At 62.1% G+C, this 23,778-nt stretch carries 25 protein-coding genes and 2 pseudogenes; 19 read left to right on the forward strand and 8 right to left on the reverse strand.

Annotated features, from left to right (window positions below; genetic code table 11):
* Nucleotides 1-17: 17 nt before the first annotated feature.
* The 6 genes from B9Z03_RS08675 to B9Z03_RS08700 form a co-directional block, all read right to left on the reverse strand.
* Nucleotides 18-545: a YcnI family copper-binding membrane protein gene (locus tag B9Z03_RS08675; RefSeq protein ID WP_085463846.1), complete on the reverse strand. Its 528-nt coding sequence runs from the start codon at nucleotides 543-545 to the stop codon at nucleotides 18-20.
* 118 nt (nucleotides 546-663) lie between these two features.
* A complete protein-coding gene (locus tag B9Z03_RS08680; RefSeq protein WP_244561693.1) occupies nucleotides 664-1,437 on the reverse strand; it encodes an SCO family protein in 774 nt (257 codons plus the stop codon).
* A gap of 1 nt (nucleotide 1,438) precedes the next feature.
* Complete coding sequence (locus B9Z03_RS08685; protein ID WP_085463847.1) at nucleotides 1,439-1,993, reverse strand: copper chaperone PCu(A)C; 555 nt, start codon at nucleotides 1,991-1,993, stop codon at nucleotides 1,439-1,441.
* Nucleotides 1,994-2,069: 76 nt separating this feature from the next.
* Nucleotides 2,070-2,456 (reverse strand): hypothetical protein, encoded by a 387-nt coding sequence (locus B9Z03_RS29330; protein WP_139832208.1) that lies wholly within the window; start codon nucleotides 2,454-2,456, stop codon nucleotides 2,070-2,072.
* 94 nt (nucleotides 2,457-2,550) lie between these two features.
* Complete coding sequence (locus B9Z03_RS08695) at nucleotides 2,551-2,838, reverse strand: nitrate reductase (protein WP_085463849.1); 288 nt, start codon at nucleotides 2,836-2,838, stop codon at nucleotides 2,551-2,553.
* A gap of 13 nt (nucleotides 2,839-2,851) precedes the next feature.
* On the reverse strand, nucleotides 2,852-3,070 hold the full coding sequence (locus B9Z03_RS08700) for a CobW C-terminal domain-containing protein (protein ID WP_085463850.1): 219 nt from the start codon (nucleotides 3,068-3,070) through the stop codon (nucleotides 2,852-2,854).
* A gap of 5 nt (nucleotides 3,071-3,075) precedes the next feature.
* On the opposite strand from B9Z03_RS08700, the pseudogene B9Z03_RS08705 reads away from it, so the two are divergent.
* From B9Z03_RS08705 to argE, 18 genes and pseudogenes are all read left to right on the forward strand, one after another.
* A pseudogene (locus B9Z03_RS08705) lies at nucleotides 3,076-4,056 on the forward strand (GTP-binding protein); the annotation flags it as partial.
* A 609-nt stretch (nucleotides 4,057-4,665) separates the two neighbouring features.
* Nucleotides 4,666-5,463, forward strand: a complete 798-nt coding sequence (locus tag B9Z03_RS08710) for an IclR family transcriptional regulator (protein WP_085463852.1) — start codon at nucleotides 4,666-4,668, stop codon at nucleotides 5,461-5,463.
* 41 nt (nucleotides 5,464-5,504) lie between these two features.
* Nucleotides 5,505-6,587: an ABC transporter substrate-binding protein gene (locus tag B9Z03_RS08715; protein WP_085463853.1), complete on the forward strand. Its 1,083-nt coding sequence runs from the start codon at nucleotides 5,505-5,507 to the stop codon at nucleotides 6,585-6,587.
* Nucleotides 6,588-6,700: 113 nt separating this feature from the next.
* Entirely contained in the window at nucleotides 6,701-7,771 is a 1,071-nt protein-coding gene (locus B9Z03_RS08720; protein WP_210191355.1) for an ABC transporter ATP-binding protein, read from the forward strand.
* Between the two features lies 1 nt (nucleotide 7,772).
* Nucleotides 7,773-8,630 (forward strand): ABC transporter permease, encoded by an 858-nt coding sequence (locus tag B9Z03_RS08725; RefSeq protein WP_085463855.1) that lies wholly within the window; start codon nucleotides 7,773-7,775, stop codon nucleotides 8,628-8,630.
* Entirely contained in the window at nucleotides 8,620-9,480 is an 861-nt protein-coding gene (locus tag B9Z03_RS08730) for an ABC transporter permease (RefSeq protein WP_085463856.1), read from the forward strand. Before B9Z03_RS08725 ends, B9Z03_RS08730 begins: the two co-directional genes overlap by 11 nt.
* A 45-nt stretch (nucleotides 9,481-9,525) precedes the next feature.
* On the forward strand, nucleotides 9,526-10,506 hold the full coding sequence (locus tag B9Z03_RS08735) for a succinylglutamate desuccinylase/aspartoacylase family protein (protein ID WP_085463857.1): 981 nt from the start codon (nucleotides 9,526-9,528) through the stop codon (nucleotides 10,504-10,506).
* 8 nt (nucleotides 10,507-10,514) lie between these two features.
* Nucleotides 10,515-11,501: a succinylglutamate desuccinylase/aspartoacylase family protein gene (locus B9Z03_RS08740; RefSeq protein ID WP_085463858.1), complete on the forward strand. Its 987-nt coding sequence runs from the start codon at nucleotides 10,515-10,517 to the stop codon at nucleotides 11,499-11,501.
* A gap of 73 nt (nucleotides 11,502-11,574) precedes the next feature.
* Nucleotides 11,575-12,501, forward strand: a complete 927-nt coding sequence (locus B9Z03_RS08745; RefSeq protein ID WP_244561694.1) for a DMT family transporter — start codon at nucleotides 11,575-11,577, stop codon at nucleotides 12,499-12,501.
* A gap of 444 nt (nucleotides 12,502-12,945) precedes the next feature.
* The gene (locus B9Z03_RS08750) at nucleotides 12,946-13,632 is read left to right on the forward strand and encodes an amino acid ABC transporter permease (protein ID WP_085463859.1); all 687 of its coding nucleotides are present in this window, start codon (nucleotides 12,946-12,948) and stop codon (nucleotides 13,630-13,632) included.
* Nucleotides 13,629-14,279, forward strand: coding sequence for an amino acid ABC transporter permease (locus B9Z03_RS08755; protein WP_085463860.1), 651 nt, complete (start codon nucleotides 13,629-13,631; stop codon nucleotides 14,277-14,279). Before B9Z03_RS08750 ends, B9Z03_RS08755 begins: the two co-directional genes overlap by 4 nt.
* Nucleotides 14,280-14,335: 56 nt before the next feature.
* Nucleotides 14,336-15,130, forward strand: coding sequence for a transporter substrate-binding domain-containing protein (locus B9Z03_RS08760; protein WP_085463861.1), 795 nt, complete (start codon nucleotides 14,336-14,338; stop codon nucleotides 15,128-15,130).
* Nucleotides 15,131-15,204: 74 nt separating this feature from the next.
* Nucleotides 15,205-15,945: an amino acid ABC transporter ATP-binding protein gene (locus B9Z03_RS08765; RefSeq protein ID WP_085463862.1), complete on the forward strand. Its 741-nt coding sequence runs from the start codon at nucleotides 15,205-15,207 to the stop codon at nucleotides 15,943-15,945.
* A gap of 92 nt (nucleotides 15,946-16,037) precedes the next feature.
* On the forward strand, nucleotides 16,038-16,919 hold the full coding sequence (locus tag B9Z03_RS08770) for an AraC family transcriptional regulator (protein WP_210191356.1): 882 nt from the start codon (nucleotides 16,038-16,040) through the stop codon (nucleotides 16,917-16,919).
* Between the two features lie 81 nt (nucleotides 16,920-17,000).
* On the forward strand, nucleotides 17,001-17,741 hold the full coding sequence (locus B9Z03_RS08775; protein ID WP_085463863.1) for an alanyl-tRNA editing protein: 741 nt from the start codon (nucleotides 17,001-17,003) through the stop codon (nucleotides 17,739-17,741).
* Complete coding sequence (locus B9Z03_RS08780; protein WP_085463864.1) at nucleotides 17,738-18,652, forward strand: DMT family transporter; 915 nt, start codon at nucleotides 17,738-17,740, stop codon at nucleotides 18,650-18,652. The genes B9Z03_RS08775 and B9Z03_RS08780 overlap by 4 nt, the downstream gene beginning before the upstream one ends.
* 22 nt (nucleotides 18,653-18,674) lie before the next feature.
* Nucleotides 18,675-19,730: a Glu/Leu/Phe/Val family dehydrogenase gene (locus B9Z03_RS08785; RefSeq protein WP_085463865.1), complete on the forward strand. Its 1,056-nt coding sequence runs from the start codon at nucleotides 18,675-18,677 to the stop codon at nucleotides 19,728-19,730.
* A 37-nt stretch (nucleotides 19,731-19,767) separates the two neighbouring features.
* Entirely contained in the window at nucleotides 19,768-20,904 is a 1,137-nt protein-coding gene (gene argE, locus B9Z03_RS08790; protein ID WP_085463866.1) for an acetylornithine deacetylase, read from the forward strand.
* Here the strand turns inward: argE and B9Z03_RS29335 are convergent.
* Nucleotides 20,859-21,061 (reverse strand): annotated as a pseudogene (locus tag B9Z03_RS29335) (integrase core domain-containing protein); the annotation flags it as partial. The gene argE and the pseudogene B9Z03_RS29335 overlap by 46 nt on opposite strands.
* A gap of 157 nt (nucleotides 21,062-21,218) precedes the next feature.
* Nucleotides 21,219-22,925 (reverse strand): IlvD/Edd family dehydratase, encoded by a 1,707-nt coding sequence (locus tag B9Z03_RS08795; RefSeq protein ID WP_085467558.1) that lies wholly within the window; start codon nucleotides 22,923-22,925, stop codon nucleotides 21,219-21,221.
* A 90-nt stretch (nucleotides 22,926-23,015) separates the two neighbouring features.
* Here B9Z03_RS08795 and B9Z03_RS08800 point away from each other — a divergent pair, with 90 nt between their 5' ends.
* Complete coding sequence (locus B9Z03_RS08800; protein ID WP_176247474.1) at nucleotides 23,016-23,777, forward strand: FadR/GntR family transcriptional regulator; 762 nt, start codon at nucleotides 23,016-23,018, stop codon at nucleotides 23,775-23,777.
* Nucleotide 23,778 lies beyond the last annotated feature (1 nt).

The raw sequence follows: 23,778 nt of genomic DNA on the forward strand, positions 1-23,778 counted from the left end.
GCCGCCAGATCGGCTGATCAGTGCCCGCCGGTCTTCTCCAGGATCTTTATGCCGGGAGCAGGTGATTCCAGATCGTCGCTCGACTGGCCGGCGGTCGGAGTTTCGATCCAGCGCTCGGCCGCTCCGTCCGGGCATTCCTGAATGATCGGGAAGTAGAGCATCTCGCCAACCTTGAAGTCTCCGGCCAGCGAACCACGCAGGATGAATTCGTCATATTCGTCGTCAGGCAGGCTGCCGCCGCTCCAGATGACTTCCTTGACGCCCTCGGTCATCGGCGTGCCGTGATAGTCATAGGACTTGGCGTAGGCGCCGCGCACCTTCTCCAGCTTCCAGCCTGCCTTCGGCATCGGCTTGACCGCGATCACGCCTTCCGGGATCTGCACGCGGACTGTGATGGTCGGCTTGCCTTCGCAACCGTGCGGCACGCGGAACACGGCCTTGTAGGTCGAGCCCAGAGCGGCCTCGCCCTTTTCAAGCGTGGCGTGGGCGAATGCAGGCGAAGTGATAGCCACCGCTGCGGCTGCAAACATGAGTTTCCGGAACATTGTCTCTCTCCTTGCTTTACCGGCATCCTCTGCCGGCAGGGATATGAAGGGCTCACCGGCGCGATCGGTCGGTGAGGGGCGTCGAAACGCCCCGGTTGTGCTGAGATCGACTGGGCGATCACGAAGTGCCCCCAGCCATGAGCTTCCTGAGCTTCCCGATGCGAGTCTCGGATTGCTCGCCGTAAGCGATGGTCCCGACGAACTGGCCGGCTGTATCCATCAGATAGACCGACGCCGTATGATCCATCGTATAATCGCCGTCGTCCGTCGGGATTTTGCGCCAGTAGGCGCGGTAGGATTTGCCGACCGCCGCGATCTGCGCCTCCGTGCCAGTCAGGCCGACGATGCGCGGATCGAACGATTGCAGGTACTGCGCCAGGAATTCTGGCGTATCACGCGTCGGGTCGATCGAGATGAACAGGACCCTAAGCTTCTCCGCATCCGGCCCAAGCGCCTTGAGTGCCTCGGACATCTCCCACAACGTCGTCGGACAGACTTCCGGACAGTGGGTGAAGCCGAAGAAGACCGCGAACGGCACACCGCTGAGATCCGCGCTCGAGAGCGTCGAGCCGTCCTGGGCGACCAACTCGAACGGTCCGCCGATCGAAGCGGTAGAGGTCGTGTTTCGGTCCGCCAGGGATTGGAATGCCACGAAGGCAATTGCCGCGGCGACGAGGATTATAGCTGCGAAGCCAGCGATCAGCAGCCCACGTCGGATGGGCCGTATATCCGTCCTGGTCGCTGAGCTCGCAGACGGCGCGCGATAGCCGTTCAGCTCGGTTGCGTCGTCAGGAGTCGAACCCGCTTGCGAGTGAGCCGCAGTCGATGCAAACGTAGCCGTCGTCATCGCCGGCGACGCAGCCAGCGCTTTGATTGTCCCCTCGCTTGCCATGTCAGCCCCCGTGCGCACCGTGGCTGGCAGGGGCGCCCATCTTCTCGACGGCGAATTCGACGTCGATCGTTCCGGCCTTTTCCAGGGTCAGAGAGCCTTTGAACGGCTGGCCTTCCGTTGCCGGCTTCGAGAGCTGGAGGAACATGATGTGATAGCCGCCCGGCTTCAGTTCGACCGAGCTGCCAGGCGGTATCTCTATTCCCTCGACAGGGCGCATGGTCATCACGCCTTTGTCGTCGACGGCCATCTCGTGGACCTCGGTCTTGCCGGCGATCTCGCCGCTGACGGCGATCAGCCGGTCTGGCGTGGAGCCGTTGTTCGTGATGATGAGATAGCCGGCAGCGACCTTGGCACCTGCAGGCGTCGCGCGCGACCAGGGATGATCAACGACAATGTCGCCGGATTTGAACTCATGCGCAAAGAGCGAATTGGTCATCGCAAACAATGCGAGAAGGATAAACATCGCCATCCCCATGCGCTCCTCGATCGACCGGAAGCGGGACAGCAGATAGGTGTTAGAAAGCGTGCGCGCAGCGCCGCGAATTGACGTTGACATGGGATAGCTCCGTTGCCCGACGCGAGGCGTTCTTGGGCTCGATCTGAATTCGGGGCGCGCGAATGCGCCCGGCGGATCAGAGTCCCACGGGAGGTGCGCGGGGCGATCCTGGATCGTGGTCGTCACGATGGTGGATAGCGGTTTCGCGTGCGGGGAACCGGACGACAGTTCCGCCGGCGAATTCCCGCACAAGCTGTACATTGTCGTCCGGGTCGGCGAGCGTTGTGACCGACATGCTGCACCCCATGGCGCAGCAGTTTGGGATTTTGACCGACCCGTCATGCGGTGTCGAACTCCCATCTGACGACGTGATACAGAGCGGATTGCCGAACGTATCCACCGGCACGGTTCCGGACGCAGCCGCGCCCGTTGTCCATGCCGTAAAGAAGGCCTGCAGCAACAGAATGATGGCCGCGGCGATCGCCACGGACCTATCCTTCCTGTGTGCCTTGAGATTCAGCATCTAGCCTCCACCCTTCGCGTAGCACATAGGGTGTTGAGTGCGAAAGCCCGAACTATGCGGCATTTTGCGACCATCGCGTTGAGACGCTACGCATTCAGATATCGTCTCCAGCGATTTCGCTGGATGGCAGGTCGCTCCGCTGGATATCACTCAGAGGCTTGTGTACGCGCAGCGGCTTTATCTTCTCCCCCAGGCGCATGATCCCGATGACCGTCTCAATGTCCGGGCAGCCGTCTTCGCGGCAGACCAATTCCGTTACCGCAATCACAACGTCCTCGGCGAGCCCATACTGCTCTCGAACCCAGTCCTTGATCAGACGCGTCTTTTCGGGAAGCGCACGGCGGGGTGCAAGGGGGTTATTTAAGCGGATAGACGCTGACATGAGTGGCTCGCAATTACTCGGAACCAGCCGCAACCAGCGCCTGCTCGGCACGGCACTTCATGAAACCGTTACGGAGAGTATCGCGAGGTAGGTCGCGTCTGATGAACACAATGCGCGTGACGCGGCCCTCGGTCGAGCGCCATGCGCGTTGATGCTCACCTTCGAGCAGCATGTGGACAGCCTGGACGACAAACCTGTCGTCATCGTCTTTGAAGGAGACAACGCCCTTCATACGGAGGATGTCCGCGCCGAACTCTGCGTGACGACCTTCTCAAGGAGGTTCGCAAACTCTCCAGAGAAGGCTGCTTCGATTATCTGCTTATAGAGGGGACAGGCATCGCCGAACCATTGCCTGTCGCTACCACATTCGACTTTCGTGACGAGAGTGGCGACAGCCTGTCGGACGTTGCCAGGCTGGATACGATGGTCACGGTTGTCGATGCAGTGAACCTGCTGAAAGACTATTCCTCGCACGATTTTCTCCGCGACCGGGGTGAGACGGCTGGTGACGGCGACGACCGCGCCCTTGTCGATCTGCTTGTCGAGCAGATCGAATTCGCGGACGTCATCGTGTTGAACAAGGTGTCAGATACGCCGCCTCATGACCTCGACCTCGCCCGCAAGATTATCCGCGCGCTGAACCCGGATGCCGATCTCATCGAGACCGATTTTGGCAAGGCGCCGCTCGAAAAAATTCTCGACACCAAACGCTTCGACTTCGACAGGGCACAGGAGCATCCCTTGTGGTTCAAGGAACTGAATGGCTTCAAGGATCACGTTCCGGAAACGGAAGAATACGGCATCCGCTCTTTCGTCTACCGGGCCCGCAGACCATTCGAGCCCAGCAAGTTGCAGGCGTTCATCAACAGGCCTTGGCCCGGCGTTGTCCGTACCAAGGGTTTCTTCTGGCTGGCCACCCGTCCTCACTATGTCGGTGAGCTCAGCCAGGCCGGTGCGCTCATAAGGACCGGCAAGCGGGGACTTTGGTGGGCTTCTGTGCCGCTGCACCAATGGCCGGATCATCCGGAATGGAGAGCTTCAATGAAGCCCTATCTCGATCCGATATGGGGCGATCGTCGGCAGGAGATCGTGTTCATCGGCTGCGATCCCATGGACGAGCGCCTGATCCGCGCTGAACTGGACGCATGCCTGGTGACAGATCTGGATTTCTCACCTGGCCGTTGGAGAGACCTCGCGGATCCGTTTCCAAGTTGGAACGCGCGGCATGACATACGTCAGATGGTGCAGGCGATCGTCGGGCCGTTCAAGAACCAAGTCTATCTGCGTGGCACGAACCTTCTGAACGAGGTGGCGCTGAACCATACCTCGTTCATTAAGGATGTAGCACCACTGCGCGGCAGGCACATCGGGTTCGGTATCAAGACGGAGTTCTAAGGGAACTCCTGCAAAATAGTGCAGCGGCATTGTATGCCGTTGCGCATGAAATCAGGAAAAACGGAACATCTTCGGTGATGCCGATCTCACCGAAGATGTTCTGCTGACCAACGCGCTCCGACCGCGCGTCTGCCGATGCAAATTGATTGGCGCACCTTCTCGTCGATTTTCCGCAACGAGTCGAACGGACCAACGAGAAAGCTGCGACGCGAATACGGTCTTGGTGTCGCCAACGGGGCAAAGGCGACACGTGCGGTGGCTTCCGCAGGTCATTCGAAGCCCCCTTGCAACATCGAGATCCGGCTGCCGCCGCAACAGGCACCCCGGCCGCCTGCCTCAAACCAAGCACAACCTAGCGGAAACCGTCTTGACAGACGCCGCTTCGCGAGGCTGTATTATATATAGCAATAGTGTTGCTGTATATGGGACAAAATGAGCTCGCTCGAAAATGCTCTCAAGATCATGTCGCTGCTGGATCGCACCCGGCCGGTGCTGCGCGTCGGCGAGGTCTGCCGTGAGATCGGCATCCCGAAGAGCTCTGTGTCGCGGCTGATGAAGACGCTGGGCGACTACGGCATTCTCGAGCGCGAAGCGGGAGAGGGGGTCGGTTACGTCGCGGGGCCGCGCTCGCTGCTACTTGCCGATCTCTACTCGGCGCAACATTCGCTGAAGGACCAGGTCGAGGTCGCGCTGGAGCGGCTTACCGAGGAGTTCGGCTTCGCCGGCTACGTATCGGTCATCAATGGGGCCGACATCATCATCCTGTCGGTCCGCCACGGCTCCTATCCGCTGCGGCTGGTGCGCGAGATCGGCCAGCCGATGCCCGCCTTCACGACGTCGGTCGGCAGGGCGCTGATGTCCTACCTGGAGGACGGCGAGATCATCCGTCGCGCCCGCGTCCATATGGGTGACCGCTATTCGGACCAGGAAATCCTCGCCCGCGTCGAGATGGTGCGGAAATACGGCGTCGCCTGGGGGCAGAGTGCGATCATTCCGGGGATCGCCGCGCTGGCGGCGGCGGTGTGGGACCTGCGCCGCGGCGATGGCATCGGCCTTTCCATCTCCTATCCCACGGCCGCCGTCGACCCGGCCTTGCGCATGCGCATGTTCGAACGTCTGCGCGAGGAGGCGGCCGCGATCGGGCGCAGGGCACGCGACCCGATCTGGGAGGCGCGCTCCGTGGCGGACGGACCAATTCCAGACTTCGAGGCCGAAGAGCTCGTCGAGTGAGTTTCGGCTGAAATCCTGAACACAAAAAAGGGGAACCAACGATGACCACAAATGAACGCTTCTCGATGTCCCGTCGCTCGCTGCTCAGGGCAGGCGGCGCTTTCGCCGGCGCGGCTGCGCTTGGCGGCCTCGGCACGTCCGGCGCCGCCGCGGCCGGCGGCCTAAACATCCTGATGGCCGGGGGCTCGTGGAAGGAATGGGTCGATCAGACCTTCGTCGCGCCCTTCGCGCAGGCGAATGACGTCGACGTGGCATGGAAGCTCGGACTGGGCCAGGAGCCGCTGGTGATGGCGCAGAAGGCGCGCCCGCAATGGGATCTCATCCATACCGGCCAGATGCGCGCCGGACAGCTCGGCGCCATGGGACTCTACAAGCCGCTGAGCGAGGAGAGCCTGCCGAACCTCAAGCAGATCCATCCCTCGTTCCGCTATGAATATCTCGCCGGCAAGTGCCACACGCCCTACGGCCTGTGCGTCAATACCAAGCGCATCGCGCGTCCGATCACGTCCTGGAACGATCTGTGGGATCCCGAGTTCAAGGGCCGTGTCGCCTTCCCGGCCTGGGGCTGGATCGGCGACGAAGTGTTCTATTCGCTGAACCAGGCGTTCGGCGGCACGTCCGAAGACATCGGTCCCGGTATTGAAAAGCTGAAGACGCTCTTCACCGAGAATGGCGCGGTCGTCGCAAACAATGTCGAGCACACCCGCCAGCTGATCGATTCCGAAGAAATCTGGCTCGTCCCGTTCTTCGGCGGTCGTATCGCTCAGGCTGCCGCGGCCGGCACCCCGGTCGAGTTCGTCATTCCGGAAGAGGGTGGACTTTCCTGGGTCTGGAACATGGCGATCATCGCCAACCGTCCGGAACAGTTCACCAAGAACGCTGAGGTGCTCATCAACGAGACCTATGACGCGGAGAAGCAGATCGCCTTCGCCAAGTTGACCGGCTATCCGCCGACCAACATGGAAGCAATGAAGAACCTGCCGCCGGAACTGAAGAAGATCGAGCTTTCGGACGCGCAGGTCGAGCTCCTCGGCAAGCTGCAGAGCAAGGTCGATCCGATGGTCGTCTTCGCCTATCGCGACCAGTACGCCGAGCGCTGGAACAAGGAAGTCATCGGCGCCTGACGTCGCTGACGGCGTCGTGCCGATGAGGAGCGGCGCCCGTTCCACCCCGATCAGACATGACCGGCTGTCCGCCCACGCCCCTGCGTGGCGGACTCCACGTGAAGGACTTTGCCTTGGATCACGCCCTCAAACTGGAGAAGATCGTCAAGCGCTATGCGACGGCGACTGCTCTCGGCCCTGTCGATATCGACGTGCAGAAGGGCGAACTGCTGACCCTTTTGGGACCGTCCGGCTGCGGCAAGACGACGACCCTTCACATCATCGCTGGCCTGACGGCCCCGACCGAGGGACGTCTGGTCCTCGGCGGTCGCGACATCACCAACCTCGCGCCTCCTTACCGGGACATTGGCCTGGTCTTCCAGAACTACGCTCTCTTTCCACACCGAACGATCGCCCAGAACGTCGCCTTCGGCCTGAGGATGCGGAAGGTGCCCAAGCCGGAGATCACCGACAGGGTCCGGCGCATGCTCGAGGTCGTCGGCCTGCCGAATGTGGAGGAACGCTATCCGTCGCAGCTCTCGGGAGGGCAGCGGCAGCGTGTGGCACTTGCCCGCGCGCTCGTGATCGAGCCCTCGATCCTGCTTCTCGACGAGCCGCTATCCAATCTGGACGCGCTGCTGCGCAAGAGGATGCGGCTGGAGCTGCGCGATATCCAGCAGCGCCTCGGCATCACCACCGTCTTCGTCACTCACGACCAGGACGAAGCCTTCGAAATGTCCGACCGCGTGGTGCTGATGAACAGCGGGCATGTCGAGCAGGTCGGCTCGCCGGAGACGCTCTACGACAGGCCACAGACGCGTTTTGCCGCGACCTTCATCGGCGAGGCGAGTCTGATCCCGTGTCGGATCGCCGAGGCGACAGGCGAGGATCTGCTGGTCGAGCTCGAGAAGGGGTATAAGGTAACTGCGAAGTCCGTGCGCGGCGCGCCGGTGGCGGGCTCGGAAGCCTTGCTGATGACACGCCCGGAACGCGTGTCGCTCGCAGCTCCCGACACTCCGGAGGCAGTGCCCGCAAAGATCTCGAAGCGTGTTTTCCAGGGCGAGCGGATTCTCTTCGAGCTGGAGACACCAGCCGGGCACGCGATCCAGTGCTCGGTGCCGAGCCTCGAAAACTATCGGGCGATGCAGCTCGGCGAAAAGGTCGGCGCCATCTTGCGCGAATGCCGCGTGATTCCGGGAGCCTGACATGACCCGCGAACAAGGCAAGGGCGGGAATGTGTTTGGCACGGCGCTGATGACGCCGATCGGCATCCTTTACCTGTTCTTCCTGATCATCCCGATCGGCTTCTTCCTGTCGCTCAGCTTCCTCACCTACTCGGCCGAAGAGATGTATGTCGCGCGGCCGACGCTCGAGAACTACGGCCGCCTGGTCCTCGACGGCTATTATCGTGGCATCATATTTGACACGATCAGAGTGTCGCTGATCGTCACGCTGATCACGCTGGTGCTCGGCTATGTGCTCGCGCTCTTTCTTTCGAGAATGAAGAGCGCCTGGCGCGGGATCATGATGTTCCTGATCATTGCTCCGCTGATGACCGGCGTCATCGTGCGCACCTACGGCTGGATCGTCCTCCTTGGCACCGACGGGCTGGTGAACATGCTGCTCGTCGGAAGCGGCATCGTCGAGCGTCCGCTTCAGATGTTGAACAACGAGCGTACGGCCATCGTGGCGCTGGTGCACATCATGCTGCCCTATATGGTCTTCCCGATCTTCTCGTCACTGGTAGCACAGGATCCGCATCTCGTGCCGGCCGCGGGAACACTTGGTGCGCGGCCGTTGCGGACCTTTCTCGAAATCACCCTGCCGCTCAGCCGGCCCGGAATTGTGATGGCCTCGGTCATTGTCTTCACAATGACGTCGGGCTCGATCGTGACCGTCGATCTGCTCGCAGGCCGCGACCTGACGATCATGGGGCAGGTGATCTACCAGCTCATCATGTCGACCTTCAACTGGCCGCTGGCGGCCGCGGTCGCAGCGCTGCTTGTGCTCTGCCAGTTCGCCCTGATCTCCTATTATTTCCGGAAGACGCGCCGTGGATACTGAGAGCAACACGAACGTCGTAGCGGCGCGCCTCGGGCAGCCGATCACGGCACCTGCCGTCGACCTGACTGCCCTCAATCGGTTCCTGTTCGGCCTGCTGGTGACGGCGATCTACGTCTTCCTGCTTGCGCCGATACTGATCGTGGTGTTCACCTCGTTCAGCCCGGACATGCGCAACACCTACAGCCTCTCGCAGGCTTCGCTGCATTGGTACCGCGAGTTCCTGAACAGTTCGAGCTTCACGAGCTCGTTCAAGTTCAGCCTAGTTCTGGCCGTGCTGGCGTCGATCTTCTCCACGGTCATCGGGCTTCTGACCTCGTATGCATTGGTTCGGTTCCTGGGCAAGACACGGACCATCGGGCAGTCGATCGCGATGCTGCCGATGATGATCCCGCACATTCTCATCAGCCTGTCTCTGCTTTTGCTTCTGACGCAGCTGCCGATCCCTGAAATGGCGGTGCTGGTGATCGGCCACGTGTTGATCTGCCTGCCGTTCACCATCGCGGGCATCACCGCGAGCCTAGAAGGCGTCGATCCGGACGTGGAGGCCGCGGCCTACACGCTCGGCGCCGGCAGGCTTCGCGTGTTGTGGGAGGTGACTGTGCCGCTGGTCGCGCCGGGCGTGCTGTCGTCGGCGATCTTCGCGCTGATCATCTCCTTCGGCGACGTCTATATCGCATTGTTCATCTCTGGCCCCGGCGCGACGACCCTGCCGGTCGAGATCTTCTCCTACGTCCAGTGGGAAAGCTCCCCCATCGTCGCGGCGATCACGACCGTGCAGATCGTGATGATCATCCTGTTCGGCCTCTTCATCGAGCGGCTCGTCGGGCTGCGGTCGGTCATGCGCATCTGACGGCCGCGTCGGCCGGCGTGTTTTTTCAAGGAAAGGAACCTACCCATGCAGACAATCGAGGTTGGCACCGCGCGCGCGGACGGCCCCGGCCGTTTCGACGGCGCGCTCAAGGTCGCGGAGAACCCGGACGGCACGCCGGTCGAGATCCCGGTGACGATCGTGCGCGGCGCGAAGGACGGTCCGGTGCTCTGGATGCATGCCTGCGTGCACGGCGACGAATATTGCGGCACGTTCAACGTGCAGTCCTTCGTGCGCTCGCTCGTGCCCGCCGAAATGAGCGGCGCGGTGGTGGCCCTTCCGATCCTGAACATCACCGCGTTCCGGGCCCAGCATCGCATGAGCCCACTCGAAGGCTTCAACAACGGTGACATGAACCGCTGCTTCCCGGGCAATCCCAATGGCGGCTTCACCGAGCAGACGGCCTATGTCGTCTACCAGAACCTGAAAAAGCATGCGACGCACCTGGTCGACTTCCATACCGCCTATACGCGCGACACGCGCTGGGCGCTCTACGCCGATCACGGCGGCGAGGTCAGCCGTGTCGGCCGGTTGATGGCGGAAGCTTTCGGATATCCCCACACGCTCCCCACTCCGGTCGGCACGCTCGTTGGCTCCTCCATGATGTCGGCGGGCGGCGACGGCATTCCCGCCTACATCATCGAGGCGGGCGGGCTTGGCTCCTCCTTCGACATGGAGATTGTCGCCGACGTGACCGAGCGCCTCCGCAACCTCGCCCGCGCCATCGGCATCCTCGAAGGTGCCGTGACCGACTACGGCCCGCTCACCACCTTCTCCAATTTCCACTGGGCAAACGCGCCGCGCGGCGGCCTGTTCAGGCCATCCGTCAAGGGCGGCGATATGGTGAAGGAGGGCGACGTGGTCGGCACCTATTACAACCTGCATGGCGACGCCAGCGGCGAGGTCACCGCACCGGCCTCCGGCGTGGTGCTTGCCTACCATCCCGGCCCGATCATCCCCCAGGGCGACGTGCTGATCCATATCGGCCTCAATCCCCAGACAGCGTGAGACTGAACATGACCAAGGAAATCATTGTCGGAACGGCCCGCTCGACAGGGCCTGGCGTCGCCAAAGGCAATCTGAAGATCGGCGAGACGCCGGCCGGCCGTGCGATCGAGGCGCCCGTCGTTATCGTGCGCGGCGAGAAGGAAGGTCCGGTCCTGTGGATGCATGGCTGCGTCCACGGTAACGAATATTGCGGCACCTTCATCATCCACGAATTCCTCAATTCGCTGGACCCGAAGACGCTCAAAGGAACGGTCGTCGCCATTCCCGTGCTGAACGTGACGGCCTTCGAGAAGCGGCAGCGCATGAGCCCTTTCGAAGGCTTCAACGGCGGCGACCTTAACCGGCAGTTCCCCGGTAACCCCGGCGGCACGCTGACGCAGCAAATGGCCTACGCACTGTACGAGCCACTGAAGACCTACGCCGACGTGCTGATCGACTTCCACACCGCGCTCACGCCGGACGTGCGCTGGGCGCTCTTCCCGAAGAACGGCAAGGCGGCCTTGACGTCGGAGAAGGTCGCCAAAGCGTTCGGCTATCGCGACACGCTGCCGGTTCCCGACGAACTGCTCGCCGGCTCGGCTATGATGACCGCTGCGAAGGACGGCATCGCGAGCTACATCGTCGAGTGCGGCGGCAAGGCGCGCTCCTTCACCGACGAGTCCGTCACGGATGCCGTCGAGCGGCTGACCAACGTGCTCAGGGCGTTGGAGATGCTGGAAGGCGACGTCGTCGACTACGGCGCGATGAACTACTTCTCAAGCTTCGAATGGGTCACCGCCAGGCAGGGCGGCCTGTTCGAGCGCTTCGTCAAGTGCGGCGACACGGTGGAAGAGGGGACCGAGATCGGCCGCTACTTCGACATGCACGGCAACGAGCGCGGCAAGGCGATCGCGCCGAAGCCGGGCGTCGTGCTGGCGATCCATTCGGGTCCGATCATGGCGTCCGGCGAGACGCTGATCCATATCGGCCTCGACCCGAGACAGGTCCGCGCCTGACCACGGGCGCAGCGGGGAGCCGCCGTTCAGGCGGCTCCCCTTTCTTAGCGCGAAACCGAGATCGGAAGACAGGATGGGCTCGAACAATCGCGCCACGACCGGCCGCGCGCTGGTGATGGTGGCCGTGTTCATGATGGCCGCGGGCAAGGTGGCCTACGGCACCTTGCTGACCGCCGTGCCGTCGCAGATCTATGTCCTGTTCTGCTTCGGCGTCATGCCGCTCCTCTTCTGGCCGCGCTACGGCCGGCGTGTCGGGACCATGTCCTGGCGTCCCATCCTCATGCTCAATCTCAGCACGGCCCTGTGCTTCCTGTTCTTCTTCTACGCGCTGAAGCTGATCGAGCCGGCCGTCGCCGGCGCGGTCCAGTTTGGTGTCGGACCGGGCCTGTCGATGCTGATCCTGTTCCTCGTGTCCGGCATCGTTCCGGGCCGCGCCCGCGTCGCCGTCTGCCTCGGCCTCCTCGCCGGCTGCTCGATCCTGGCGGCGTCGGCCGTGCAGGGCTCCGGCTTCGCGGTCGGAACGTCCGGCGGCTGGACGGGGCTTGTCGCGATCCTCCTGTCGGCGACAGGATCGGTCCTCATCACCTTCGCCTCCAAGGCGCTCAACGACCGCGGCTGGCCGTCGGGCGCGATCCTCGCGCATCGCTGCTACCTCATCGTCCCGATCGCCGTCGTGCTGACCGTGCTCGACGAGAAGGCCTGGCTCATCGACTGGACGCCGCGGCTCATGCTGATCCTTGCCGCGGTCGGCCTTTTGGGAACGGTCATTCCGATGGTGTTCCTGCAGATGGGCATCGAACGGACCGATCCGCACACCGTCCTGGTGATGATGGCCGCCATGCCGATCTTCACCTTCGCGCTGGAGGGTTTTTCACCCCTCTACGTCTGGTCGCCGTTGACCGCCGCCGGCCTGTGCGTGATCGCGTTGTTCATCGCTCTCGATGTAGTCTCCACTCGGGGCCACACATCTGCCGGGCCGAATCCTGCCAAAGAGGTGTAATCCCGAAGTGTGCAGGACAGAGCCGTGGCAATCGACAATGCCGGCCGCAGGATGGTTCCCGGAAATTGGGACAACTGGTCCGGTTCCTCAGGGAACTCGACAGGTGCGGCCCACAGTTGACGGGCTTGCGAAACCGCCATGCCAAGGATGAAGATCTTGCCCGCGAGGCAGGAGCAGGTCGCGTCAATCGCGCCATTCGCCCTCCAGCTCGAGACCTGACCCCGCAACGAGTTGTTTCCTGGCTGCTACGTCGGGCATGCGCCGACGGCTTGTGGTGGATGCATCCTACCCCGCAAGCGGTCATGCCTTCGCAACCCGGCGAATGGTCTGCCGCCGCATGGGAATCTCTCAAGAATCACCAATAAAGCACTGAGCCAGGTACTTACGCTCAGCACACATCAGGTCCGATCGCGAAATGACGCGGTGCGGGCATGAAAGCTGCTCATGGGCGAAGTGGTCTGGTCGATGCGGTTCTCCGAGGTCTTCTCCTATAGCCACATGCTGATCTCGGGGCTGATCGTCAGCATATGGGTGTGCATCGTCTCGGCCGGAATCGGTTTTGCCCTCGCGCTTCTGTGCGCCGAAGCCAGGTCTTCAAGCCGTCTCATGATCCGCGCGCCCGTTGTCTGGTACGTCGAAGCCATCCGGAATACGCCGTTCATCGTGCAATTGTTCTTCATCTACTTCGGGATTGCGGCACTGGGCCTCAGGCTTAATCCCAGCGCAGCCGCGATCGCCGCCTTGTCGCTCAATATTGGAGCCTATTTCACGGAGATCGTCCGCGGCGGGCTCGAGAACTCGAGAAAGGGAATTTCGGAGGCTGCCCGAGCACAGGGCATGACGCCCCTTCAGGTCTACTGGCGCATCTTGCTGCCTCCCGCCCTTGCCAAAGTCGACCGCCTGCTGGTTGGCCAATTCGTGCTCGTCTTCCTTGGATCGGCTGTGATTTCGCAAATAGCCGTCGAAGATCTGACCTATGCCGGCCAGTTCATCCAGACGCGGACTTTCCGCGCGTTCGAGAGCTATCTGGTCATCACGGTCATGTACGCGGCGGCCGGTATCGCTTTCGCCACGGTCTACGCACTGATCCGCCCATTCCTCTTTCCCTGGGAGAGGGATATGCGCAAATGAGCGGTTCGTTCAGCAATCTGGCGATTGTTCAGACACTTATCGGAAAAGTCCCCTGGACATTGGCGCTCTCGTTGATCGCGTTCGTCGGCGGAGCGACCGTCGCGTCCCTGTTCACCGTGGTCTCCGTTCTTGGCGGAAGGTATGTCTGGGGCGTCGTGTCGTTTGTCACGGTGATTATCCAGAGCACTCCGCTGCTTATGGTGATCTTCCTGTGCTTCTTTGGACTGCCGCTTCTCGGCATCGACGTCTCGCCCTGGTTCGCGTCCTCCCTTGCGCTGATCGCCTTTTCCGGGGCTTTCCTGACCGAGATCTGGCGATCGGCAGTGCGCGCAGTGCCGGTCGGTCAATGGGAGGCATCTGAGGCGTCCGGTCTCTCGCGGCTGCAGGCGCTATGGCACATCGTGCTTCCGCAATCTGTCCAGATCGCGATACCGCCGACGGTCGGCTTTGGCGTTCAGATTGTCAAAGCCACTGCACTGACATCGATCGTCGGCTTCGTCGAAGTGACGCGTGCCGGTTACGTGCTGAACAACGTCACCTTCAAGCCGTTCTTCATCTTCTTTGTCGTCGGCCTGATCTACATGGCCATCAACCTGCCGCTTTCCGTGGCGGCCAGAAAGCTGGAGCGGCGTTTCACGCCGAAATGACCAGGAAGACAATAGCAACTTGCAAATAATACCATCAACAACAATGGGGAACAAAAATGCTGAAGCGACTTTCTTCTTTCTTTGTTTCGGTCACCGCGGCCTTGCTTGTGATGCAGAGCAGCGCGTTTTCCGGGACACTCGACGAAATTCTCCAGCGAGGGACCGTCCGTATCGCGGTCATGCAGGACTTTGCGCCGTTCGGAGCTCTCAATGCCAAACTGGAACCGGAAGGCTATGACATCGACGTCGCCAAACGCATCGCCGAGAACCTGGGCGTGAAGCTCGAACTGGTCGTCACGACAGGGGCAAATCGCATTCCCTATCTTCAAACCGACAAGGCCGACATCGTCGTTGCGGCACTCGGCGCAAATCCGGAACGGGCCAAATCGATCTGGTTCTCAAGCGCCTACGCTCCCTTCTATTCCGGCGTATTTGCCTCCGGTAAGGTCGACATAAAAAGTTACGCCGATCTCGCCGGCAAGACGGTGGGCGTGACGCGAGGCAATCTCGAGGACCTCGAGATTTCGCGGCTTGCTCCCCCCGATGCGAACATCATGCGTTTCGAGGACAATGCCACGACAACGTCGGCATGGCTCACGGGTCAGGTCGAAGTGCTGGTGAGCGGAAACACCGCAGCTGCGGTCATCGCTGCAAACAATCCCGGACTCGATATCGAAAGCAAGATCGTCATCAAGAACTCGCCCGCTTTCCTGGGTGTCACGCGCGGCAACGAGGATCTGCTTCGTTGGCTGAACGTCTTCATCCTCCACCAGCGACTGGCGGGCGGTCTCGACGAGCTTTCCGAAAAGTGGTTTGGCGAGCCGCTGCCGGCAACGTTGCCCTCCCTTTGACCGAAGGCGGGGGGACGTCGCATCCAGCGCCGTCCCCCGGTCTGGCCAGACCATTCCAGAAGGTGGAAAACACGATGAGCCACGTGCCGGCTGTGGAATTTCGACGGGTATCAAAGCGATATGGCTCGTACGAAGTTCTCAAGAACATCGACCTCTCCGTCGGGGCCGGCGAGCGGGTCGTCATATGTGGTCCGTCAGGATCTGGAAAGTCGACGCTGATCCGATGCATCAACCAGCTCGAGACGCACCACGCCGGGGAAATCCTTGTTCACGGCCAGAGGGTCGATGGAGGCCCATCGGATATCAGGCGGGTGCGTCAAATGGTTGGAATGGTATTCCAGCAGTTCAACCTCTACCCGCATCTGACGGCGCTCGAAAACTGCACGATCGCTCCGGTCCTGGTTCGTCGCCTCCCGACGAAGGAGGCGCAGGAGATCGCCATGCGACATCTCGATCGCGTAAGGATCGCCGATCAGGCGGGGAAATATCCGCATCAGCTCTCCGGCGGGCAACAGCAGCGCGTCGCGATAGCGCGCGCCCTTTGCATGGAGAGCAAGGTCATGCTCTTCGACGAACCGACATCCGCCCTCGACCCTGAGATGATCGCCGAAGTCCTCGACGTGATGGTTCGTCTCGCCGAATCGGGCCTGACCATGATCTGCGTCACCCACGAAATGGGGTTTGCGCGTCAGGTTGCAGATCGCATTGCATTCATGGACAGAGGGCAAATCGTCGAGGTTGCGTCCCCTGCGACCTTCTTCACCGATCAGAGCAACGAGCGAACGCGGGCCTTTCTCTCGCAAATTCTGCATTGAACGCCGGGCAGCAATTCGTTTGAACGGAACGCGGCACGGATGATACAAGGAACCTGGACGACTTTAGCGGGCCGCGCGTCTGGAGGAACGCGTTGTCTGAAGCCTATGGAGGGCTTGCGGGCGTGCCTCGAATAGACACACGCAACAGCGCGCGCTACTGGCGCGATCCTCGGATCCACGGCCTGAGTTGTCTGGCTGCCGATTTTACGACGCACGAATATGCCCCGCACAGCCACGATGCTCTGGTCATCGCGGTCACCGAGACGGGTGGCTCGGAGTTCAGAAGCCGCGGGCGTACTGAGGAAGCGAAGACGTCGGTGCTGCTCGCGTTCAATCCCGACGAACCACACTCCGGGAGAATGGGCCGAAGCGACCGCTGGCGCTATCGCAGCCTCTATCTCTCGGCGCCGGCGCTCGACATTCTCAAGCAGGAGCTCGGACTCGAGCGGACCCCGTATTTCATGGAGAACGTCTTCACCGACGCCGATCTGATCGGCGATTTCATGCGGCTTCACCGCGCCTTGGATTTGCAAGGGGACCAGCTCGAGCAGCATGAGCTGCTGGTTGGCAGCCTCGGCGAACTGTTCCGGCGCCACGGGTCCGGAAAGGCGCATCTGTCGGTTCGGTTCGCTGACCGGACCAAGGTGCGCACCCTCAAGGAACTGATGCATGATCGGCACGATCAGGAGCTCACACTCGCCGATCTGAGCCAGGAAGTTGGGCTGACGCCGTTCCAGTTGATCGCTCTTTTCAAGAGAACCACGGGACTGACGCCGCATGCCTTTCTCACGCAGCTCCGTCTCAACATCGCGGTAAACGCTCTCGAAGCCGGTGTTCCGATCGCGGAGGCCGCGCTGAGTGCAGGCTTCTATGACCAGAGTGCCCTCACCAGGCATTTCAAACGTTGCTTCGGGATAACACCCCTTCAATGGATCAGGGCGGCCATGATCGATCCAAACGTACGCGCAATTTAAGCCAATAAACGAAGCGTTCCGGCTTCTAGTCTGACTTCCGACGCGGCCCGTCTCGGGCGAACTCCGCTTCGGAAGAACGACATGGCTAACTATTTTTGTCTCGATCATCCTGAAACCTATTCTCACCGGACCCAGGTGCTTGACGCAAAGCCGGGCAGCGTACTGCTGGCGGAAACACCGTTCTATCCGGGCGGTGGCGGCCAGCTCCCCGATCGCGGCATCATCGAATGGTCGCACGGCGAGGTAGCCGTATCGGGATTTGAAATCCAGGATGGACGCATCTGGCATCTGCTCGATGAGCCCGTTGAACTTCCCGGCGCCGAAGTCACGGCGCAAGTCGACCATGGTTTCAGGCGTCTCATGCGCCAGCTGCACACCGATCTGCATATCGTGAACGCCCTGGTCTACCGGGACTTCGATGGAGCGCTTGTGACTGGAGTGCAAATGTCGGGTGACGGTACTGCTCGTATCGACTTCGACCTCGTGGAGGCGGACAACGACCGGCTGCGGGCCATAGAACCAGAAATAAACGACGTGATCCGCAAGGATCTTGCGGTTCGCCAGTCGCATGTTCCGCAGGATGCGGCATTCAACGAACCGGGGCTCATTCGCTCGCGATCGGTGGCGCCGCCGCCGTCGCCGGACGGCCTCGTACGCATAGTGGAAATCGTTGGACTGGACCGCCAGGCCTGCGGCGGCACGCATCTCTCCTCCACCGGCGAGTCGCCTCCGGTTCGCATTCTCAAGATAGAGAACAAGGGTCGTCACAACCGCCGCCTCCGGATCGGACTTGCCGAACTGGTCTCAGACGCCGCCCGATGAACACGCTGACATATCTGTGGTCGCGGCCCCTTCTTCTCCTGCCGCTTCCCCCGCTGTTCTGGGCCGGCAACCTCGTGCTCGGGCGGGCTCTCGCCAACGACTATCCGCCTGTCTCGCTCGCCGTTGGCAGGTGGGTTGTCGCCATTGCCGTTCTCGCCCCTTTCGTGTCCGGGGCAGTATGGCGCCAGCGCAGCCTGCTGCGCCAGAATTGGCTTCTGATCCTGCTATGTGGGGCTTTCGGGATCGCCGGCTACAACGCCCTCGGCTACGTCGCCCTGCAGACCGTACCGGCGGCGAGCGTCGCCTTTCTGAACTCGTCCCTTCCCCTGATGGTGCCGCTTGCCGCGTTTGCCCTTGGCGTGGAACGGGTTCGGAAGATGACCATCCTGGGTATCCTGATATCGTTCGTCGGCGTCGCATGGATCGTGGCGCGCGGCAACCCGGCGGATCTGGCCCATATCGGCTTTGCTGCCGGAGAGCCGCTTGTCCTCGTCGCCGTTGCCAACTACGCGGTCTATTCCGTCCTCGTCAGGCGCAAGCCGGGCGAACTTGAGGCACTCGTCTTCCTGGCCAGTACGATGGTGGCGGGCCTCGGCGTGCTTCTGCCTTTCTGGGCCTGGGAGCTGGCAGCCGGAGCCAGAATCCCCTTTGATGCCGCGTCGGTCTGTGCGGTCGTCTACATCGGCGTTTTCGCCTCCCTCTTTGCATTCATCCTCTGGAACCGCTGCGTCGCAACTTTGGGACCGAGCGTGACGGGGGCATCGTTTCACCTCGTGGCTTTGTTCACGGCGATCCTCGCTTTCCTCGTTCTCGGTGAACCCGTGGCCGGATTTCACATAATTGGCGCGGTGTTGATCCTTTGCGGCTTCGTTGTTGCAACGCGACGTTGGCCAGCCCCTTCCACACCCTAATAGCGCATGCAGGAGTTCTCTCATGACCGTGTTTTCAGCGGGTGACTTTGCCGATCACGAGCAGGTCGTATTCGTCGCCGACGAGCCATCCGGACTTCGGGCCATCATCGCGATCCACGATACGACCCTCGGGCCGGCCCTCGGCGGCTGTCGCATGTATCCCTATGCCTCCGAGGCCGAAGCGCTGCGAGACGTCCTTCGCCTGTCGCGTGGCATGACCTTCAAGGCAGCGGCAGCGAATCTGGATCTGGGAGGTGGCAAAGCCGTGATCATCGGCGATCCAAGGACCCAGAAGACACCCGCGCTGCTTCAGGCGATGGGCATCGCGGTGGAACGCCTGGGAGGACGATACATCACCGCCGAAGACGTCGGCACCACGGTCGAGGATTTCGGGGAACTTCACAAAAAGACAAAGCATGTCGTCGGCCTCCCCGTTGAACTGGGCGGTACCGGCGATCCGTCACCCACAACTGCTCGAGGGGTCTACTACGGGCTGTTGGCTGCCGCGCGTCATCGTTGGGGCGAGGATCAGCTGGCCGGCAAGACCGTGGCGGTGCAGGGGCTCGGCAATGTCGGCTGGCACCTGTGCGAATTGCTCCATGCGGCCGGGGCGAAGCTCGTCGTCACTGATGTCGATGACAAGCGGGTGTCCAGGGCCGTCGCCGCGTTTGGCGCGACCAGCGTCCCACCGGAAGAAATCTACGGGGCGAGGGCGGATATCTTCGCGCCCTGCGCCATGGGAGCTATCCTGAACGACGAGACGCTGCCTTTGTTCAGGGTCGAGATTGTCGGAGGTGCTGCCAACAATCAGCTCGCCCTGGATCACCATGGCGAGGCGCTAAGGGCGAGGGGAATTCTCTATGCGCCGGATTTCGTTATCAACGCGGGTGGAATGATAAGGGTCGCATCGGAGCGGGAAGGTTTCGACGAGGCGCTCGTCGATCGGAATGTGAAAGGAATAGGCGACAGCCTGCTTGCGATATTCCAGCGCTCCGAAAGCGAAGGCATTCAGACGAACGCCGCAGCAATGCTCCTTGCTCGGGAACGCCTGTCTTCGGCGGCCACACACAGACTTTGAAAAGACCGTTTCAGCTGTCAGCGAGACCAACTTCGGCATGGGCGACACGCGCGCGATCCTGGAGCAACTAATTTCCTTCGACACCACGTCGCGCAATTCTAATCTCGCGCTCGTGGACTGGGCTGTTGACCGGTTCCAGCGTCTCGGCGCGCGCGTTCGCCTGACATTCGATGACCGGAGAACCAAGGCCAACATCCTCGCGAGCCTTGGCCCGGCAGAGGTTCCAGGCGTTGTCCTGTCGGGGCACACGGATGTTGTTCCCGTCGATGATCAGCAATGGTCGTCAGATCCGTTCATTCTTCGTGAAGACAATGGCCGCCTCTACGGTCGAGGCACCGCGGATATGAAGGGCTTCCTGGCCTGTTGCATGGCGGTGGCTGCGCAAATCGCCACCAGGAAGCTACATCGGCCAGTCCATTTCGCCTTCTCCTATGATGAGGAAGTCGGGTGTCTGGGTGTATCCCGATTGGTTCAGGATTTGCTGGCCGCAGAATGCAAGCCGGCGTTTGCGATCGTCGGCGAACCGACCGAAATGCGTATCGGAAATGGACACCGAGGCTTTTTTGGCTACGAAACTCAATTTCGAGGCAAGGCGGCCCACTCAAGCGATCCTTCCGAGGGAACCAGTGCAATTTATCCCGCCGCGGCGTTTGCAACGTTCATCCAAATGCTCGGTGCCGAAAAAAACAGGAGCCAAGACGCCACTTTCAACGTGGGTCGGATCGAAGGCGGCTCTGCAATAAACATTGTGCCAAGCAGATGTGATGTTGTCTGGGAATTTCGACCGAAGGACGACTCCACAACGCAGGAGGTGCTGGCGGCGGTGGAGACATATTTGCAGACGCAAACCGAACCGCCGACGAAAACGCTTCTCGCTCGTGTACCGCCTCTTATGCAAAATGCCGACGCCATGGCCTTTGCGGCCGAGTTGGGCGGGCAGCTTCCGGCCCGTGACCTTCCATTTGGTACGGAAGGTGGATTCTTCGATGAAGCGGGGATTGCAACTGTTGTCTGCGGTCCGGGGACGATCGCACAGGCGCACCAGCCGGACGAGTGGATAGCCGTCGAACAACTTGCCGAATGTGACCGGTTCTTGCAGCGTATCGCTAATTGGTTGGAGACGCCGCTCCGCGTGAGTTCCGGGACGAAGACCTCGGGCGCTGGCGGCTTGTAGCCGAGCGATCCTTGCGGGCGCACGGTGTTGTAATGCTGGCGCCAGCTTCGAGGATGATACTGGCCTCCTTGAGCGTGCAGAAATCTCACCGTTGAGAAGCTCATCGCGGAGGCGAGCATTGAGGCTTTCTATTAGCTGTTCTCCATGGGCTTCCGGGCGTTGCTGTGATCAGTCCTGCAAGGCAGAGGCGATGAACGCGAAGCTTCGTGACGATCTCGTCGGGCTTGTGTGTTTGCGATTGTGCCCCTCCGTCATGGTCAAAACCATACTTCAAGGTGGACCCGTTCAATGGAGAGGTGGATCAAGGGGCGAATTCAGCGGGGATTGGCCCGCAGGAAATTGAAGTCGCAGCCGTCCTCGGCCTGCAGGACCTCGTCGAAATAGAGCTTGGCATAGCCGCGCGTGGCGCGGATGTGGGCGGGGGGCGACCAGATGGCGCGGCGTGCTTCCAGCTCGGCGTCCTCGACGAGCAGGGCGATACTGCCATTCTCGACGTCGAGCTCGATCAGGTCGCCGTCGCGGACAAGGGCGAGGGGACCGCCGACGGCCGCCTCCGGCGAGACATGCAGCACGATGGCGCCGAAGGCGGTGCCGCTCATGCGGGCGTCGGAAATGCGCACCATGTCCTTGACCCCTGCAGCGGCGAGCTTGCGCGGGATCGGTATGTAGCCGGCTTCCGGCATGCCCGGCGCTCCCTTCGGTCCGGCATTCTGCAGCACCAGAACGTCGTTGGCCCTGACGTCGAGATCCGGTGCATCGAGCCGGTTTGCCATGTCCTCAAGCGACGTGAAGACGACCGCCCGGCCTGTATGCCGGAGCAGGGCCGGGCTGGCCGCAGCCTGCTTGATGATGGCGCCGTTGGGCGCGAGGTTGCCGCCCAGCAGGCGGATGCCGCCGCCCCGGTGGATTGGGTCGGAAAGTGGCCGAACCACGTCGTTGTGCCAGCCGGCGGGCTGCGCCGCCAGGTTCTCGCCGACGCTCCTGCCGGTCACGGTCAGGCAGCTTTGGTCGATCAGATGGCCGATTTCGCGCAGTACCGCGGTCAAGCCGCCGGCCTTGAACAGGTCTTCCATGTAATGCTGACCAGAGGGTTTCAGATCGACCAGCACCGGCGTCTCCGCGCCCAACCGGTCGAGTTCCTCCAGGTCGAGGTCAAAGCCGAGACGCCCGGCGATGGCGGCAAGGTGCACCACGCCGTTGGTGGAGCCGCCGACTGCCTGCAGTACGCGTAGCGCGTTGGTCATCGCAGCGCGCGTCATGATCTGCGACGGCCGCAGCTTCTCGGCCGCGAGCGCTACGGCGCGCTCGCCGGTCGCCTCGCAATGACGCAGGCGGTCGGCATGGACGGCCGGGATCGCCGCGCCGCCTGGCAACATCATGCCCATGGCCTCGCCGAGAAGCGCCATCGTGCTCGCTGTTCCCATGACCATGCAGGTGCCGGGGCCGGGCGCGAGCTTGTCGCCGATCTCCTCGATCTCGACGGCATCGACCGCACCGGCGCGATGCTGGCCCCAGAAGCGCCGGCAGTCGGTGCAGGCGCCAAGGCGCTCGCCCTTGTGGCTGCCGGTGATCATCGGGCCCGTCACGGTCAGGATCGCGGGAATGTCGGCGCTCGCAGCGCCCATCAAGAGGGCAGGGACCGTCTTGTCGCAGCCGCCGATCAGCACCACCGCATCCATCGGCTGGGCGCGGATCATCTCCTCGGCATCCATCGCCATCAGGTTGCGCAGGAACATGCTGGTGGGGTGCGAGAAGGCTTCGTGGATTGACACCAGCGGGAACTCGATGGGCAGGCCGCCGGCCAGCATGACGCCACGTTTGATTGCCTCGATCATGTCCGGCACGGAGCGGTGACAGGCATTGTAGCCTGAAAAGGTGTTGGTGATGCCGATGATCGGCCGGTCGAGCGCGCTGTCGGAATAGCCCATCGCCTTGATGAAGGCCTTGCGAAGGAACAGCGAAAAGCCGGCGTCTCCGTAGTGCGCAAGGCCGCGCCGCATGCCTTTGGGTTCGTCGCTCATCTCAAACTCTCGTCTGGCGAAGCGGTCGACCGCCGGCCGCTTGACGATGTCAGGTGATATGATAAGCATCAAACCATGTCGAATCCTTTGTTGTCTTCAGTTGCGGCGACGCCGCCGGTAGCGCGCCGCCATCCGAGCCTGGTCGAGCAGGTGACAGACGGCATCGGCGGGCAGATCCGCTCCGGTTCGCTTATGCCGGGCGCCATGCTTCCTTCCGTTCAGGCGCTCTCGGACATGTGGGGCGTGAGCCGCACGGTGACGCGCGAGGCGCTGGCGCGGCTGTCGGCCGAGGGGCTCGTCACCTCGCGGCAGGGGCTTGGCGTCTTTGTCTGCGATGCGCTACCGTCCGAGACGTTCTCGATCGCCTCCGGTCCCGAGTTGGACGATCTCAAGCGCATCCTCGAATTACGCCTCGGCGTCGAGATCGAGGCTGCGGGGTTTGCGGCGCTGCGCCGGTCGGATACGGATATCGCCGTCCTGCGTGAGGCACTGGAGGCAATGGTGCGGCTCGATCGGGCCGGAGACATTGACGCCGGTATCGAGGCGGACATCAACTTCCATCGGGCGATCTGTGCCGCGACCGGCAATGGCCACTTCGCCGACCTGTTCGTCTTCCTCAGCCAGTTCTTCCGCAAGAACATCTCGTTGTCGCGGCGGAATTCCGCCGGCAGGGCGGGCGGAAGCACGGATGCGGCGCGCGAGCACCGGGCGATCTTCGACGCGATCCTCGTCCGCGACGCCTCGGCTGCACGCAAGGCGGCGCGTATCCACGTGCTCAACACGGGCGCGCGCCTCGGCATCGACATCGAGGCCGTTGCGACGGATGCCGTCGCGGCGGACCGCATCTCCTGAC

It is taken from the genome of Mesorhizobium australicum (assembly GCF_900177325.1).
Classification (GTDB): domain Bacteria; phylum Pseudomonadota; class Alphaproteobacteria; order Rhizobiales; family Rhizobiaceae; genus Mesorhizobium_A; species Mesorhizobium_A australicum_A.